At 48.3% G+C, this 15,897-nt stretch carries 10 protein-coding genes; 6 read left to right on the top strand and 4 right to left on the bottom strand.

The window, feature by feature from the left end; all coding sequences use genetic code 11:
* Positions 1–106: 106 nt before the first annotated feature.
* The 6 genes from HHL17_RS15865 to HHL17_RS15840 all read left to right on the top strand — a co-directional run bounded on the left by HHL17_RS15865 (position 107) and on the right by HHL17_RS15840 (position 11,623).
* Positions 107–3,958, top strand: coding sequence for an nSTAND3 domain-containing NTPase (locus tag HHL17_RS15865; RefSeq protein WP_169225661.1), 3,852 nt, complete (start codon positions 107–109; stop codon positions 3,956–3,958).
* A 181-nt stretch (positions 3,959–4,139) separates the two neighbouring features.
* Entirely contained in the window at positions 4,140–4,622 is a 483-nt protein-coding gene (locus HHL17_RS15860; RefSeq protein WP_169225660.1) for a DUF4199 domain-containing protein, read from the top strand.
* Between the two features lie 214 nt (positions 4,623–4,836).
* Positions 4,837–5,427: an RNA polymerase sigma factor gene (locus HHL17_RS15855; RefSeq protein ID WP_169225659.1), complete on the top strand. Its 591-nt coding sequence runs from the start codon at positions 4,837–4,839 to the stop codon at positions 5,425–5,427.
* A gap of 84 nt (positions 5,428–5,511) precedes the next feature.
* Positions 5,512–6,690: a FecR family protein gene (locus HHL17_RS15850; protein WP_169225658.1), complete on the top strand. Its 1,179-nt coding sequence runs from the start codon at positions 5,512–5,514 to the stop codon at positions 6,688–6,690.
* A 119-nt stretch (positions 6,691–6,809) separates the two neighbouring features.
* The gene (locus tag HHL17_RS15845) at positions 6,810–9,965 is read left to right on the top strand and encodes a SusC/RagA family TonB-linked outer membrane protein (RefSeq protein ID WP_206155997.1); all 3,156 of its coding nucleotides are present in this window, start codon (positions 6,810–6,812) and stop codon (positions 9,963–9,965) included.
* A 56-nt stretch (positions 9,966–10,021) separates the two neighbouring features.
* Positions 10,022–11,623 (top strand): RagB/SusD family nutrient uptake outer membrane protein, encoded by a 1,602-nt coding sequence (locus HHL17_RS15840; RefSeq protein ID WP_169225656.1) that lies wholly within the window; start codon positions 10,022–10,024, stop codon positions 11,621–11,623.
* Between the two features lie 61 nt (positions 11,624–11,684).
* On the opposite strand, the gene HHL17_RS15835 is transcribed toward HHL17_RS15840, so the two are convergent.
* The 4 genes from HHL17_RS15835 to HHL17_RS15820 form a co-directional block, all read right to left on the bottom strand.
* Entirely contained in the window at positions 11,685–12,008 is a 324-nt protein-coding gene (locus tag HHL17_RS15835) for a DUF2200 domain-containing protein (protein WP_240975378.1), read from the bottom strand.
* A 108-nt stretch (positions 12,009–12,116) separates the two neighbouring features.
* Positions 12,117–13,325 (bottom strand): TlpA disulfide reductase family protein, encoded by a 1,209-nt coding sequence (locus HHL17_RS15830; RefSeq protein WP_169225654.1) that lies wholly within the window; start codon positions 13,323–13,325, stop codon positions 12,117–12,119.
* Between the two features lie 34 nt (positions 13,326–13,359).
* The gene (locus HHL17_RS15825) at positions 13,360–14,445 is read right to left on the bottom strand and encodes a TlpA disulfide reductase family protein (protein WP_240975370.1); all 1,086 of its coding nucleotides are present in this window, start codon (positions 14,443–14,445) and stop codon (positions 13,360–13,362) included.
* Between the two features lie 20 nt (positions 14,446–14,465).
* A complete protein-coding gene (locus tag HHL17_RS15820; RefSeq protein WP_169225653.1) occupies positions 14,466–15,896 on the bottom strand; it encodes a RagB/SusD family nutrient uptake outer membrane protein in 1,431 nt (476 codons plus the stop codon).
* Position 15,897: the final 1 nt, after the last annotated feature.

Below are 15,897 nucleotides of genomic sequence, written 5' to 3'. Positions count from 1 at the left end.
GCAATTTACCGGGTTTAAAACTCAAATAAAATAAACGAATATTCCCAATTGCTAAAAACCTTAAATTAGTAGCTTATATTTCATTGTTTTAATTTGTGAAAGTAGCATGCCTGCAACCGTCGATGGACAGAAAGGATACGATTATCAATATATCGTCACCACCTTCTTCGCACTTCAGTTAATTGACAACGTCAGCTCCGGCTGGACAGAAGCAGTGGGCCGGGAGGATGCCTTTTTTCAACTACAGGTCAGCGACACTCTGATTCCGGTGGAATTGCAGGTTAAGAGACGTAAGGCTCGCCTCGACCTCCATGACCTGGCTGAAATGCTGTGCCATTTTGAGGAACAGTCGACTACCAGCTGCCTGATCACACGAATGATCAACGATCCGCAATTGCGGGCATATTTTGTCATTAATACCACTGTCACGGATGACGTAGGGAAGTTATCCATTCTGTCTGACAAAGACTCTTTCGAACATATTCAGTTCAAACCAACACAAACCATACTCAGGCAACTTGCGTCTAAACTGGGCTCCGTTCAGGACAAGCGCAAAGTGCTGGCCCCTGCACGAAACCAAACCTGTCAGCAACTTTCTGCCCTGTTCTCTGCGGACATTGACCAGCTGAAAAATCTGATGGCCAGATGCTTTATTATTGAGGGGATGACAGAGCCGGACCTACTCCATAGAGTAGACCTGTTACTGGCAAACCAACATAAGATTGCCTCCTCTTCCAGGCCCATCATCGCTGATCAGCTTATTAAACTTATCAACCGGTCAAAAGGTGGGGCTGACAGTTTTATTCCTGCCTTCAAAAACATCTTACGCAGGCCGCAGATACATCTACCCTTCCTCCCTTCTTCGTATATCCCCAGGCCAGATGAAACCCGGCTGAAGCAATTATTACAGTCAGATAGCTACCTGCTGCTCACAGGGCCTTCTCTCTGCGGAAAGTCAGATACCGCCAAAAGTATCTGCTGGTCTTTACTATTATCATCTGAAATGACATCCGGCTACTCTCATTCCATAGATGCTGCCGAGTCATTTCTCCTTAGTTCCGGTAACGAAGAGAGGCTGTATCTGTTGGACGACCCTTTCGGACATCTTCCCGAGACTCCGGTTACCAATCAGTTGTTAAAGCTTCAAAAGCTCATTAAAAACCTGCCACAGCATACCCGCCGGTACCTGATCGTTACCAGCAACGAAAGAGTGTTACGCACCGCCTCCGGACCGATGCTGTCCTGGAATGACCTCACTGTGACTGACCGCAGTTTCCTGCAACAGATCTGGATGAAGATGGTTGACGGCAGCGGGAAAATAAATTCTGTGTTGTCTGAAACGGTAACGAATCTTTTGAAGCAGGAACCAACAGGCACCTTACTGCAACCAGGGCACCTGGACCATCTGGCCAGGAATGCGGCGGAGGTGAGGCTATCAGACCCAATTGCCGTCAGGACTTATGCCTATATAGATGCGGAACGGATTATGCTGGAAATCCCTTCTAAGCTAAAAAAGGACTTTGCCATGCTTTCCTGCCTGGCAGATACAATCACGGGTTGTTCAGTCGAAGAGATCGCTTTTGTGTCAGATGATACCGCTGAAGAACAACCCGGCCTACTGCCAGAATATGGGAACATCCCACCAGAAATAAAGTGGAAAAACGATACGGCCCCTTTCCCTTCGTTTAAACTGACTTATAAGCTGTCACCCACATTGCAGAATACCCTGGATAATTTCGAAGACCGTGGATATATCACAAGAGAAGATGAGCATTACCGGTTTCGTCATCCTATCTATCTGCAGGCAGCTAGGCAATGCCTGGTTCCTTGCCCCGATCCGGGCCATCAGGAAATCAGGCGAATGCTGATCCGCTGCCTTTCGACCGTAAACTATAATGTGGCTACACATGCGATCAATGCTATCAGTTGGGTACTGCAACAAGCCGCTTCCCAACGACAGAGTAGTTATCTGCGCCATCTGCTGGAAGTAGCAGAAACGGGCCTTCGCTCCATATTTCCAAGTATACAGGATCAATCGTTCTATATACTACTGTCCTATTACGACCAACTTAATACCGAACTCAGGAAAACTATTCGGAAGAGAATCGAAGATCCCGGCAATAACACTCATGCGATGAAATGGCACGGTGGAATACCATACTTTCCTGTGAGAAAAGGCTCCCTGATCTGGCGCATGAAAGACTGGAAAACTATTCCAGAAACAGATGCAAACCGGATTCGCCAAAAACTGGCCAAAGGGGTATCAGTATCTCCACAGCAGGCCTGGCAATACCTGGATTATATGGAGAATAAAGCCCGACACACAAAATCTCGTGTAACAGCTGATATTGCATCGTTACAAAAGGCCCTATTGTTCAACGAATCATTCATTAAAGAATCCGCTGCCTATCTGCTGGCTGCAAGTGCCTCCGATAGTAATATTGCATTACTGGAAATGCTTTTTTTTGAAGATTCTCCAGAGGTCTTGTTCCATGTAGTAAAGGGTGCCTGGAGGGCCTATCCTTATTTCTCCCTGCCTGCCAACAAAACCAAAGTTAGTCAATGGATAATTGAGGCATTCTCGAAAAAGTGGATACCTCTTAGAAGTCTCGACTTTATAACTCAATTCGATATTGGCTACTCTCACAACTCATTCGACTGGGAGAATGAAATTGAAGAAGAAGTGTGTTCCGACATGTGGGATGTCTGGGCCAAGGTGATGCCAGTCATCTTACCCCAACTACCGATTAATGTCCGCTACCATTCACCCAGATTTGCTGTAACGTTAAAAACCGCAATTGAAAAGCTTCCACCACTCGATAATCTGAAAATAACACAGTCATGGTTGCGCTGGATAAAGAGATTCCCGGATCAGTATGAAGGCCGGGAGGAAGTCTTTGAGGATCTAATGATCTTTTTTTGCTCATTTATGTTACAGCTATCCTTCAACGAGAGACTCACAATCATCGATAGCCTTACATCGAGTAAGGTCCCATTTTTTCGGGGTGTGGCATTCAGATACTTACTCCCTCAATGGGAAAACCTCACACCCGCTGAGCAAGACTTATTGTGCCATAAAGTAAAGACGGAAATCAAAGCAATACAGGCAATTGCTTTGACTGGTTACTCTAACCCAAACATACAGATTGCAATTTGCGGCCATCCCCTTGACAAGGAAAATATAGCGGAAATATTATCCATCATCAGTGAAAGTTTTCTCTTACATTGCCTAACGATAATATATATAGAAAGCAACTATTATCATCTGGACTATACAGATTATCGTTTCTGGAATAATGTTCTTCACCATTACATTAATGACACGAAAACCCCGGCTCATCAGTTAGCTATCTACCAACTCGCAAAAACGTTTGTGCTGGAAGGAGACAACAGACCGAGATTAAAATGGCCCAACATCCTCCAGACCATCATTGAGATCTACACGAATAGTCCTGACGAAATTAAAAACTGGACGGCTGCAGCAATACTGTATTTCAGCGAATGGTCAAGCAGCCACCACGCCGTAGTTAAATTGTCCGACTTTTTTACTGCTTTAAATCCTGCAAATAAAGATAGCTTTGTAGCAAACATAATGAACTACATACAGCTCTTCTCCGAAATTGAGATATTAAGCAATATGTCAGAGGAATTAAATGAAGCCATGGCAAAGTATCTTCAGGAAGATATTTATGTACTGACCGAGCTTCCAAAGAAAAAAACGGATATCATTCAAACTGCAGATACATGCCTGACCTACTTTGAAAAGGGTGTTATCAGAACCCAATATGCCTTTGAACGTTTCCAAACCTGGTTGGAAAAACATCGTCACTCTTTTCCCGCAACATATTTCGAACGATTTCTTACGACGCAAGCGACCTTCAGTTCTACAAGAAAGTCACTCCGAGAACAACTTTTTAATGAAATACACCAACCGTTTGAAAGCTATATGTTACCATAGCAAAATATCTTCTCAACGAAGACATTTATACAAATAACTGATTATCATATAATTAACCATCTAACAAAAAAACAATTTGATCAATACTACTTTCAACGTATATTAGAGACAAGCAAAAGAGCGCAGCGTGGTTAATCTTCATACAGAGCACATTCTATCATCCTTATAAAACAATCACCTCATGAACAAAAATTATGTACAGTACGGTCTGATCACCAGCGCAATCATGGTGGTACTGTCTGTTCTCTTCTACATCCTCAACCTTAACCAGGAAAAATGGGCCCAGTGGGTGGGCGTTCTGGTAATGGGTGTCGGTATTATCCTTGCCAGTATCAACTTCTCCAAAATCAATGATGGGCATGTAACGTTCGGAAATGTTTTCGGAAATGGCTTCAAAGCTTCGCTGATCATCTCCGTCATTACAATTGCCTTCTCCGCCATCATGCTGATGATATTTCCGGACATACGCGACAAGGCACTGGAAGTATCCCGGTTGGAACTGGAAAAGAAAAACATGTCTGAAGAACAGATTGAACAGGCCATTGGCTTTACTAAAAAGTTTTTCATGATTTTCGTCATAGTGGGAGGATTGTTCTTTAGCGTGATCTGTGGAGTGATCGCATCCGCCATAGGCGCTGCTGTTGCCCGTAAAAGTGACAAATAGTCCCGATAACATCCATATACAACTTACTGTCCTGCATCCGAACCCTGATAAACATACGGGCCGTGATGCAGGACTTTTCATTTTCCCCCACTGACCACCGCCGGCTTTTATTTCCCTTACCTGTTTTCTATCTTTACAGACATCTTATACAAGATAATTTTTGTTACTTGCTACCGATTGATAAACCGCGGTATAAAAATATTTTCAAAAAGGTATGGAGCGTATGTCCATGGAAGAAGAAGTGCTGTTGCGGATGATTCAGGGAGATGAATCGGCTTTTTCGAGTATCTACCGGCATTACCATCCTTCTTTATACATCTATCTGCTGCGTTTCTGCAAGGTCCCTTCCCTGGCAGAAGACCTTGTGCATGACGTATTTCTCAAAATCTGGGAGATCAGGGACCGTATTAACCCTCAACTTTCTTTCAGCGGGTACCTTTACCGCATTGCCCGCAACCATGTCTTTAAAACGATCACCAAACTGGCCACCGACGGACAGATGCGGGAACAGTTATACCAGCAACTGGCCGGCATTGACCCGGGCAATTCCGACGAAATAGTACGGACAAAGGAATATGAGCGCCTTTTCGAGGAAGCACTGTCAAAACTGACCGTTCAACGGCTGAAAGTATTCCGCCTCTGCCGCCAGGAAGGAAAAAGTTACGACGAAGCGGCCGCCTTACTGGGCATTTCACGCAATGCGGTAAAAAAACACATGGTACTGGGCATGCGTTTCATCGAAGATTATGTATACCGTCATGGTGACATCTTTATGGCCATCTGGGTGGTCTCCACTTTTTATTAAAAAAAAATTCTTCACAGGGGTACCCTCCACTTACATTTTCGGATAGTATATAGTACCCCTTTGTTTTCAATGGGGAAAACCAATATGCCGCAACCCGAAAATTATCACGAACAACTGTTACAGCGATACCTGGATGGTCAATGCAGCCGGGAAGAGCTGGATGAGCTGTTCGCATACCTGGACACCTCCGGATCAAAGCGTTCCCTGCTAACGGCGATGCAACAGGAATTTGAGCGCGTTATGACCGAAGACCATGATGTGCCCGAAGCCATCAGCAACCGTATTGAAACAAGACTGCTGCAAGATATCAGCCGGAACAAGGTGGTACCTATGCGCCGCTTCCGTTACGGAAAGTGGAGCGCTGCCGCAGCCGTGGCCATACTGCTGTCAACAGCCGCTGTCTTTTATATTTCCCGCAGACCGGTTGCCCCTCAGCTGGCGCAGCAGCATACGATACAGGTAGGCTCTCCGGGCAGCAACAAAGCGCAGCTCACCCTGTCAGACGGCTCCGTGGTGACGCTGGACAGCACCGGCAACCAGGTGTTCCGGCAAGGAGATATTACCGTACAGCAACATAACGGGCAATTGTTATACCCCATTACCGCCGGCCCTTCATCCATTGTAAATTACAACCTGCTGGCAGTGCCGCGTGGCGGACAGTTCAACGTAGTACTGCCCGACGGAAGCCGGGTATGGCTAAACGCCGCGTCCAGCCTCCGCTATCCTACGGCCTTCCCGGCTGACAACCGTACTGTGGAAATAAAAGGCCAGGCCTATTTTGAAATCAAGCCTATTCCGGGACAACCCTTTATCGTAAAAGTGAACAATACGGAAGTACAGGTATTAGGGACCAGCTTCGACATTATGGCCTATGCCGACGAACCGGTAACCCGCACCACGCTGATACAGGGAGCAGTGAAAGTTAAATCAGGCGACAATGAAGGCTACCTGCGCCCCGGACAAGCCGCCGTAGTAAACAACGGCACCGGGTCTCTCTCTGTACAACCAGCGGACCTCTGGGAAACAACCGCCTGGAGAACAGGCTTCTTCAACTTTGAAAATGCCAGCTTAGGCAGCATACTCAGGCAGCTGTCGAGATGGTATGATGTGGAAGCCGATTATCAGTCCATACCAACAGACAACCGCCTCGGCGGTTACATCAACCGAAATCTGCCACTACAGCAGTTATTACCCATGTTGGAAAACGACAGCGTAAAACTGAAGCTGGAAGGCAGGACCATCAAAGTAATATTAACCCGGTAAAATGCCAGCCCATGTAACCTTGTAAAGTATCGATAAATCACAATGAAAAAACCTAACACGACTGCAACCAAACGGGTTGTGGTTTAAAACCGCTCTGTTCAACCAAAATGTTCTACGTTATGAGATTTACCGCTTTTCTCCTGCTTGCGGTCTGCCTGCAATGCAGTGCCGTAGCCTTATCGCAGCAGATCACGCTATCGGAAAAAAATGCACCGCTGAAAAAGGTGCTGAAGGAAATGGCCAGTCAGACCGGCATGTCGGTGGCCTATAGCGAAAGCCTGATGTCTGCCACCCGGCCCGTCACCATTGACGTAAAAAACGCTTCCGTGGAGCGTGTGCTGGAAATAGCACTCCGGGACCAGCCGGTGCGTTACACCATCAACAATGGCCGCATCCTGCTCAACAGCCGCAGCGCGGCTGCCGCAGATTCCTCATTGGTGGCCACCGGCAGGGTCACCAATGAAAAAGGTGAACCAATACCCGGCGCCAGTGTCCTCATCAAAGGCACCAACATCGGTACGGCCTCCGGCAATGACGGCAGGTTCGAGATTAAAATCCCGAAAGAAGCCGCTACCCTGATCATCAGCGCTGTTGGCTTTCAGCCGACGGAAGTCAGCGCTCAACCGAGGACCAATATGGAAATCCGGTTAAAAACAGGTACCAAAAACCTGTCTGAAATAGTGGTGATGGGTTTCTCCGAAGTAGAGCGCCGGCACGTGGCCTCCTCCGTTGCCCAGGTGGACGTGAAACTCACCAAAACCAGGCCTATCGCTAAACTACAGGAAGCCTTTACCGGCACCGTTCCGGGCGTGACCGTCCAACAAACCACCAACCTGCCCGGCAGTGTGCCCGGCATCACCATCAGAGGCATCAGCACGTTGCAGAATGCCAGTCCCCTCGTGATCGTAGATGGAATGGAACAAAGTCTCAATGATATAGACCCCAACCAGGTGAAAAGCATCACCGTACTGAAAGATGCGGCATCAGCCTCCATGTATGGCTCACGCGGCGCCAACGGCGTAATCATCATAGAAACAGAACGCGGACAAATGGGACGGTTCAAAGTGGATGTGAACACATGGGCCGCCTTGCAACAGCCGATCGATCTTCCAAAATTCGTGAATGGCGTGGATTACATGCGGCTCAACAATGAAGCCCGGAATATCCAGGGACAAACACCCCTCTACACCGATCAGGACATCCGCAAAATGGAATCCGGTGAAACACCTTCGGTAGACTGGCTGAAAGAAGGCATGCCACGCAAAGCCAACTCACAAAACGTGACCATGAGCGTGTCCGGCGGCGGTGGTATCGGCTCCTTCAACCTGATGATGGGATACCTCAAAGAAAATGGCCTCAACTCCTACGAAGGGTCCGGCAAATACTCCGCCCGGTTTAACACCAATGTAAATATTGCCGACAAGTTCGTGCTGCTGGCGGACTTCTATGCACATCGCCTGCAAATTAACCGGTTGAAAGAAAATGACGACGGAACAGGTTTGTATGAAAATCTCTGGAAAATGAATCCCGCCCAGCAGATATACTACCCTACCGGTGATATCCCCGAGCATTATATACTGTACAATGACATGAACCCGATAGCTTCCATCAACCGGGGCGGCTCACGGAACAACCTGTACGATTTCAGCTCCGTGAACCTCCGGCCAAGATACAATATCAGCAGGCACCTCAGCCTGGAAGGAAATGTGTCTTACCAGATCAGCAAATCGGCGAATAAGCGTCAGCGCGAAACTTTTAAATTCTACGATGGCAACGGTAAACCCGTGAAAATATGGAAAAATGAAGTGGGCGCCGACCAGGATGTGAGCCAGAGCCAACTGACCGCCCGTGGACTGTTGAACTACACCGGCAGCCTGCGTCATCAGGCTGATAAGATATATGTCACCGCAGGTTCAGAGGTGATGACCTTCAATTTTACCGACTACAAGGAAATTGCCAAGGCTTCCTTTTTCGGTAAACTGAACTACTCCTTTGACAACAGGTACATCCTTGAATTCACCGCCCGCGGCGATGGCAGCAGCAAATTTGCTCCTGGCAAGCAGTGGGGCTTTTTCCCCGCAGGAGCTGTTGCCTGGAATGTCACCAACGAAAAATTCATGAAGGGACTGGTGAACAACAGAATTATCAGCAACATCAAACTACGGGCTTCCTATGGCCTCATCGGCAACGAAAACGTAGATCCTTATCTGTGGGAGGAGAACGTCAACGAATGGGGCTGGCTCATGCGTGTGCCCAACATGAACTTCACCTGGGAAAAACAAAAACAGGGAAACATCGGGCTGGAACTGACGGTATTGGACAACAGGCTTAGCCTGACAGCAGAAGTGTACAAAAAGAACTCCTATGATCTTATCTATTCCAGGTTCCCGGTACCGCCCATCACCGGCTCCAGCTCCCTCGAAGCAGCCTTTAATATCGGAGAAGTAGAAAATAACGGATACGAGCTTTCGGTACAGTGGCAGGATAAAATCGGTAATCTTGGTTATAGCATCGGCGCCATGCTGTTTGACAATCGCAACAAAGTACTGAAAGCCGGTTACCGCGATGGAGACACCCTGATCTTCAAAGATGACAACGACAAAATCTGGTACAAGGGAATCGCGATTGATAACTACTATGGCTATAAAGCCAATGGCTTCTTCCGCGATCAGCGCGATGTGGACAATACTCCCGCCAGACTCCCCAATACCCTTCCCGGCGACATCAAATACATAGATCAGAATGGTGACGGTATCATCAACGATGCCGACAGGATCAACCTCGGAGACCCTTTTCCCCATCTGAACTATTCTGTTACGCTGGCCTTACAATACAAGAACTGGGACTTTAACCTGTTGGGCCAGGGCGTAGGAAAAAGGACCGGACGCCTGGGCGGCATGGAAGGCTACCCCATATTGGTGGACGGCAGCAGCAATGCACTAGGAAAGCCACAACAGTACTATGCCGACAACCGGTGGACGCCGCAAACACCTGACAGCAGGTTCCCCAGAGTATGGACCGGCTCCAGCACCAATGCCTACCTCAGCGATGTATGGTTGAGCAACGCCGCATTTTTCCGGGTGAAAGTATTGCAACTGGGGTATACGTTCCCGTTACAGGGTAAAACCATCCGGAACGTACGCGTATACGTGAACGCACAGGATGCTATCACCTTCACCAGGTGGGAAGGACTGGAACCCGAACGGGACGGCGGCAATGGCAACTATCCCCGTATGGCCGTTTACAGCCTGGGCGTCAGGGCTACCTTGTTTTAATCATAGACGTTGCACCACAGAAAATTTATTTCAATCCACTGCAAAATATGCATACGATGAAAAAGAGACTGATCCTACTTGTTTTACTTTCTGCTATCATGCCGTCATGCCAGAAGTTCCTGGACAAGCCGGACCCCACCGCCACCAAATTTGATGAATTCTTTAATACAGAAGAAGACCTGCGGCGCGTGGTATACAGCACCTACCTGGACGTATTTACCAACCAGGGCGACAGACGATTGCTTTTCTACATGGAAGACAGTAAATCGGACAATGCCTATAGCAGGGTGGAAGGCGATAACCATCAACGTATTGCCAACGGCAGCTACGATGCTAACACCCGCGCTTTTGAATATTACTACACCATACACATGAAACACATAGGTCGTTTGAATACTTATCTGAAAAGTATCAATACGCCTTATGTGGAAGATGAAGCCATCCGCACAAAATACAAGGGCATATTGGAAGGACTTCGCTGCTGGCACTATTTCAGAATCGTTTCCCGCTGGGGCAATGTTCCTTTTTATCTCGAACCGGTAGATATCTCCAAGGTGACGCAACCAGCCAAATCAAAAGAGGAAATACTCAACACCCTTTTCCCGATGGCGGAAGCCACCGCCAATAGCCTGCCGGACAAGGAATATAACTCCGACGGCTATATGTTTAACAAGTACTCCCTCAAAGCCCTGATCATGCGCTATGCGTTGTACAACGGCCGTTATGAGCTGGCAGCACGGTTGGCCAAAGAAATCATGGACAGTGGTAATTATTCCCTGTACCCTGTGTACAGAGATTTGTTCAATTATAAGGGAGATAAGACCAACAAAGAGTTTATCATCAAAATGGACATGCCAAGCCATGGCAACAGCGGCACCAATTCTTTTGAGCACCTGGGCCCACATTTCCGTACCGGCAAAGGACAGTCTTACGCCGTACCCTTAAAATCGCTGGTAGATGCCTACTGGACATTGCAGGGTAATAAAATAGACGAGTGCCCCTATCATAGCAAACAGGACTATGAACTGGACCCCAAACTGAACCGGGACCCTCGTTATGCCGCCAGCATCATGGGGCAGGGCGATATGTTTGTCAACGAACCGATCAACATATACGATCAGAACAGCCCTATGTTCTATGAAAAAGAACGCGCCAGCCGTTCCGGCTACTGGTTCAGAAAATTCGTAGACGAAACAGATGCCTTCAGGGACAATGGCAACATGCATTTCCCGATTCTGCGATATGCAGAAGTGCTGTTGACCTATGCAGAAGCTACTATTATGCAGAACAAAATCGACAACCTCACGAAAAGCTGTATCAACCAACTCAGGGCCAGGGCCGGCCTCGATATGACGGAAGCGGATGTTACACTGGCTAAATATGGCGCCTATACGCAGCAGCAATGGACCGACCTGATCAGGAATGAACGGAGAATAGAACTGGCGGGGGAAGGCGTAAGATATGACGACATCCTGAGATGGAAGATCGGCGACCAGGTAATGACCAAACCCGCGCTGGGCCATACCCGGCTGGTGAACGGGAGCATCGTTTCCCTGAAGATAGAAGACCGCTCGTTTCAATCACGCAATTACCTCTGGCCATTCCACTCCGGTAGTTTGAAAATTGAACCGGGATTAACACAGAATCCGGGGTATTAAATTTATTATCAGCCGTATATCCGCTTCACAGCAGTGATATACGGCTGATATGATGTATGTATTATCCGCGCAAAATCTTTTCCATCTTCCTCCCCTTCGCCAACTCATCCACCAGCTTGTCCAGGTAACGCACCTGCTGCGTCAGCGGATTTTCGATATCCTCTACCCGATAGCCGCAAATGACGCCGGTAATGAGGCCCGCATGGGGATTGAGTGAAGCACGCTGAAAGAACGTCTCAAAAGTCACTTTCTCGTTTATCAGCTCCTGCAGCTGCTTGTCGTCGAAGCCGGTGAGCCAGGTGATCACCTGATGCAGTTCTTCTTTGGTCCTCCCCTTCTTCTCTACTTTGGTGAGATATAGCGGATAGACGCCAGCAAAAGTCATTCTGGCGATGCGCTCATCATGTGTGCCGGATTTGTCCATACCATTTATTTTATTCTCTAAAGATACTCATTAAAAAAGCCCTGTAAAACGAATTTACAGGGCTTTTAGTTATGCACCGAATATCTCTTTCAGCTTTTTATTCATCGCGTCATCATCCTCTCCGCCACCACCATAGCGGCCGATGATCATGCCTTGCGGGTCAATCAGGATTTTAGTGGGCAGGGAATGGATACCGTAGTCATCGCTGACATCTTCAGGATTAGGCAGATTTTTCTTCCGTTTTTCCCAGTCGAGGCCACGCCGCACATGGCGCCAGATACCGATACCATCCTGTGCCACCGCCTTTTTCCAGGCATCCTCATTGGAATCATCGTCTGAAATACCGATGATCTCAAAGCCTTTGTCTTTGTACTTGCCATAGAGTTCTTTCAGATGCGGATTACCTTTGCGGCAAGGGCCGCACCAGCTGGCCCAGAAATCAAGCATCACGTATTTACCCTTGAAATCAGCCAGGTTCAGTGTTTTGCCATCAATATCCGTTTTAGTGAAAACATGCGCGATGCTTCCCGGTGAACCGGCACGCAGTTCATCCAGTGTTTTTTTGATATCCCTACCATCCATACTCTGCTGTATTTCCGGCGACATGCGTGCATAGCAGGCCTCGCCTTCCGCCAGCGGGATACCACTTACACGAAAACGCAACAGCTGGGCGCTGACATAGGAGTCAGGATATTTATCTATGAACGCCTTGTCAACTTTCTCCATGGCCTCATAATGCGGCTCCATCTGGTCTTTCAGTTTTTCGAGTTTGTCTTTCAGTGGTTTCAGTGCTGCCTCTGTCTTCTTGGCCCGCATACCAGCACTGTACTCAGTGTTCAACTTGTTATAAGCGGCCGACAAAGGGCCGAGCTGCTTCATCACCGGTGCTCTCATGACCTCCAGCTCATCCTGCTCCAGCTGTACTTTTGATCCGCTGAGTTTGGCGCCTTTCAGCTTGCCGGTGGCGGACTTCAATTGCATCGGCGCAGCCTCTATAAAAAAGGAGGCCGCATCACCTTCACCATACATGGCTTTCTGTTTGTCTGTATACAACCTGGCCTGCACCGGCTGTTCCACCATACCCGTGAATGTGAATTTGCCGCCACGGGTGATCACGCTATCGGTCTTGTATTGGTTGGCACCTTCGGCATAGCTGAGGTAGATGTAGCGGTCAGGCAGTCCTTTAACGTCTCCCTTCAGGGTAAAGGCCTGTTTGTTTTGTGCTCCTGCCTGTAAAGCGGGCAGTAAGAGTGAAAAAAGTACCCAATTATTTTTCATATGCTGTTATTTTATCAAAAAATGATTCATCAATTTATTTAAGCGTAGCTGCCAGTTTCGTATGCAGGACGGCCCCTCTCAGATCTTTGGCAATAATGATACCCTGCGGATCGATGAGAAAAGAGCAGGGTATGGCCTGTATGCCGTATTGTTGCGCCACTTCGTTGCGGAACCCTTTCAGGTCCGACACCTGCATCCAGGGCATTTTATCCTCCCCTATGGCCTTTTTCCATTTATCGGCTTTATCATCCAGCGATACACCTACGACAGTGAAGTTTTTATCTTTAAAAGTGTTGTAAGCTTTTAATACATTGGGATTTTCGGCTCTGCAGGGGCCGCACCAGCTGGCCCAAAAATCGAGCAGCACGTATTTGCCTTTGAAGTCGGAAAGGCGTACAGGCTTGCCGTTTACATCAGCCTGGGTAAAGTCGATCATCGGTTGGCCGATAGCGCTCCTCTTCAGCACTTCCAGCCGTTTGGCCAGGCGGGAACCGGCAGCAGTTTGTTGTGCCGCAGGCGCCAGTTGCCGGTACAGCTTTTCCAGCGGGTCATATTCGCCTATAACAGCCATATCTGCAATCAGGTCTACACTCACCGGGCTTTCGGGATGGGCGGCAATGTACTGTTTGGAGCGCTCCTGCCGTTGCAGGCGCAGTGACTCCAGTTTGGCTTCCAGTGCAGCTTTGGCGGTATCGTTATCCTTCACCACATCATACTGCTGATACAGGGAGTCTTGTCTCTCAGTGATGTCCAGGATTGAATTCCGGTAAGCCTCATAAGCCTCCTGTGTGGCAGAACCTGTGATTTTCACCTGGTCCAGTGAGTCCATATTTCCTTTGAGGCTCACGGTGGCATTCTCCATGAACAGATCGATATAACGGGAGGAGGTACCGATAAAGATTTTCTGTGGTTCGGTAATATCCCCTGTCCAGGTGAACCGGCCATCCTTTACCGGCACAGTATCGGTTTTAGCGGAGTCGGCTACTGGTATGGAGATGAAAACAACCGTGTCTTTCAGTCCTTTCAGGTCTGCGGTAAGCGTGGCATGCGGCGTGGCGGCCTGTTTACAGCCAGTTGCCAGTAGTACGGCAGCCAGGAAAATTTTAGTGTGGGTATGCATCGGTAAATATTAAAAGTGAATTATTCCTGATAGCCGGGGTTCTGCGGACCAATAGCAGGGTTGTAAAGAAACTCGCTATGTGGTATCGGCAAAATATATTTAACCTTATCATTGGCCGTCGGCCTTAATTCCTGGATCAACGAAGATGGCAGGCGTAACAACGCCATCCACTCCTGCCCGTCTTCTGCCACAAGGTTTCTGACGATTTCCAGGTACAGTTGTTTCTGCAGGTCGTTAACAGAGGCTGCATTATCTACCGCGCTGAAATCGGTCACACCAGCTCGGCCCATCACCTCTTTCAGGATATTGCGCGCAGCCTGTAAACTGCCACCGGAGCGGACAATGGCCTCCGCTTTTAACAGGTACACTTCTGTGAGCCGGAAAGCGTAGGAAGTTTCAGACAATATGGAAGGCTCATCTCCCTGTTTAATATATTTCAGGAAGTAATAGGTACCCTTGGCATAACGGTTCTCGGTGCCGATCATCCAGGCGCCACGGGGATCGTTCTGCAACACATCTTTCAACGCTGTTTTAGCCACATACAGCGAAGACGCGCCCGGCCAATATTGCCGGCTGAGGGTGTAGTAGTAACTTTCCTGGTTCTGTTGCGGTTTGATGCCTAATATTACTTCAGGGCTGCTCAGGCCTTTTACATAAAAGATATCTTTCGTTTGCGGCTCCGGCGTGTACTTGCTGCGCAGGATAATGGAATCTGCCAGGTCAGTTACCTGCTTGTAGTCTTCCGGCTGCCCATGGCTCATCAGAACCCGCATTTTCAGCGCCATGGCCGCCCAGCGGGTAGCATACCAGACCTTGTTTTCCGCAGGGGCGTTAGCAATGGCATCGTCCACGTCGGCGAGGATAAAAGCATAACTGTCTTTCACCGTGCTGCGGGCTTTCGGCAGCGCGTCTACTTCCGCAAAATCTTCACGGACCAATGCACCATACGGACTGCTGAGATCAAACCACTGCCCGAAGAAACTGAGCAGCTTAAAGTGGGCATATGCCCGCAGGAAGCGGGCTTCGGCCAACACCTCTTTTTTACGGTTGCCGGTGAAACGTTTATCCTCCACCGTGGTGACACCTTTGATGACACCATTCGCAGCATTGATCAGCTGGTAGGATGATGTCCAGTAAATATTGGCATAGCTGGATTTGGCGTAGTTATTACCAGTCTCCGCCTGATCAGCGCCATAACCATATCCCATATACCCGGCAAACATGGCGGGAGGTACTTCGTGCTCAAACCATTTGGTAATATTCTCTCCATTCACCGCTGCAAACCGGTAATATGCGCCATTCAGGGCTATTTCAGCCGTTCGCTGGTCGATGATGGTATTACCATCCACCTTGGCATTTTCCGGTAATTTTCCCAGTTCTTTTTTGCAGGACACACTTGTAATCACCACGGTGCCGAGCAACGTAAACGTATATATGATCCTTTTCATCATG

The organism is Chitinophaga fulva (genome assembly GCF_012927205.1).
In the GTDB taxonomy this organism is placed as follows: domain Bacteria; phylum Bacteroidota; class Bacteroidia; order Chitinophagales; family Chitinophagaceae; genus Chitinophaga; species Chitinophaga fulva.
The sequence above is the reverse complement of the archived record's forward strand: the minus strand, read 5'-3'. Positions and strand labels throughout refer to the sequence as shown.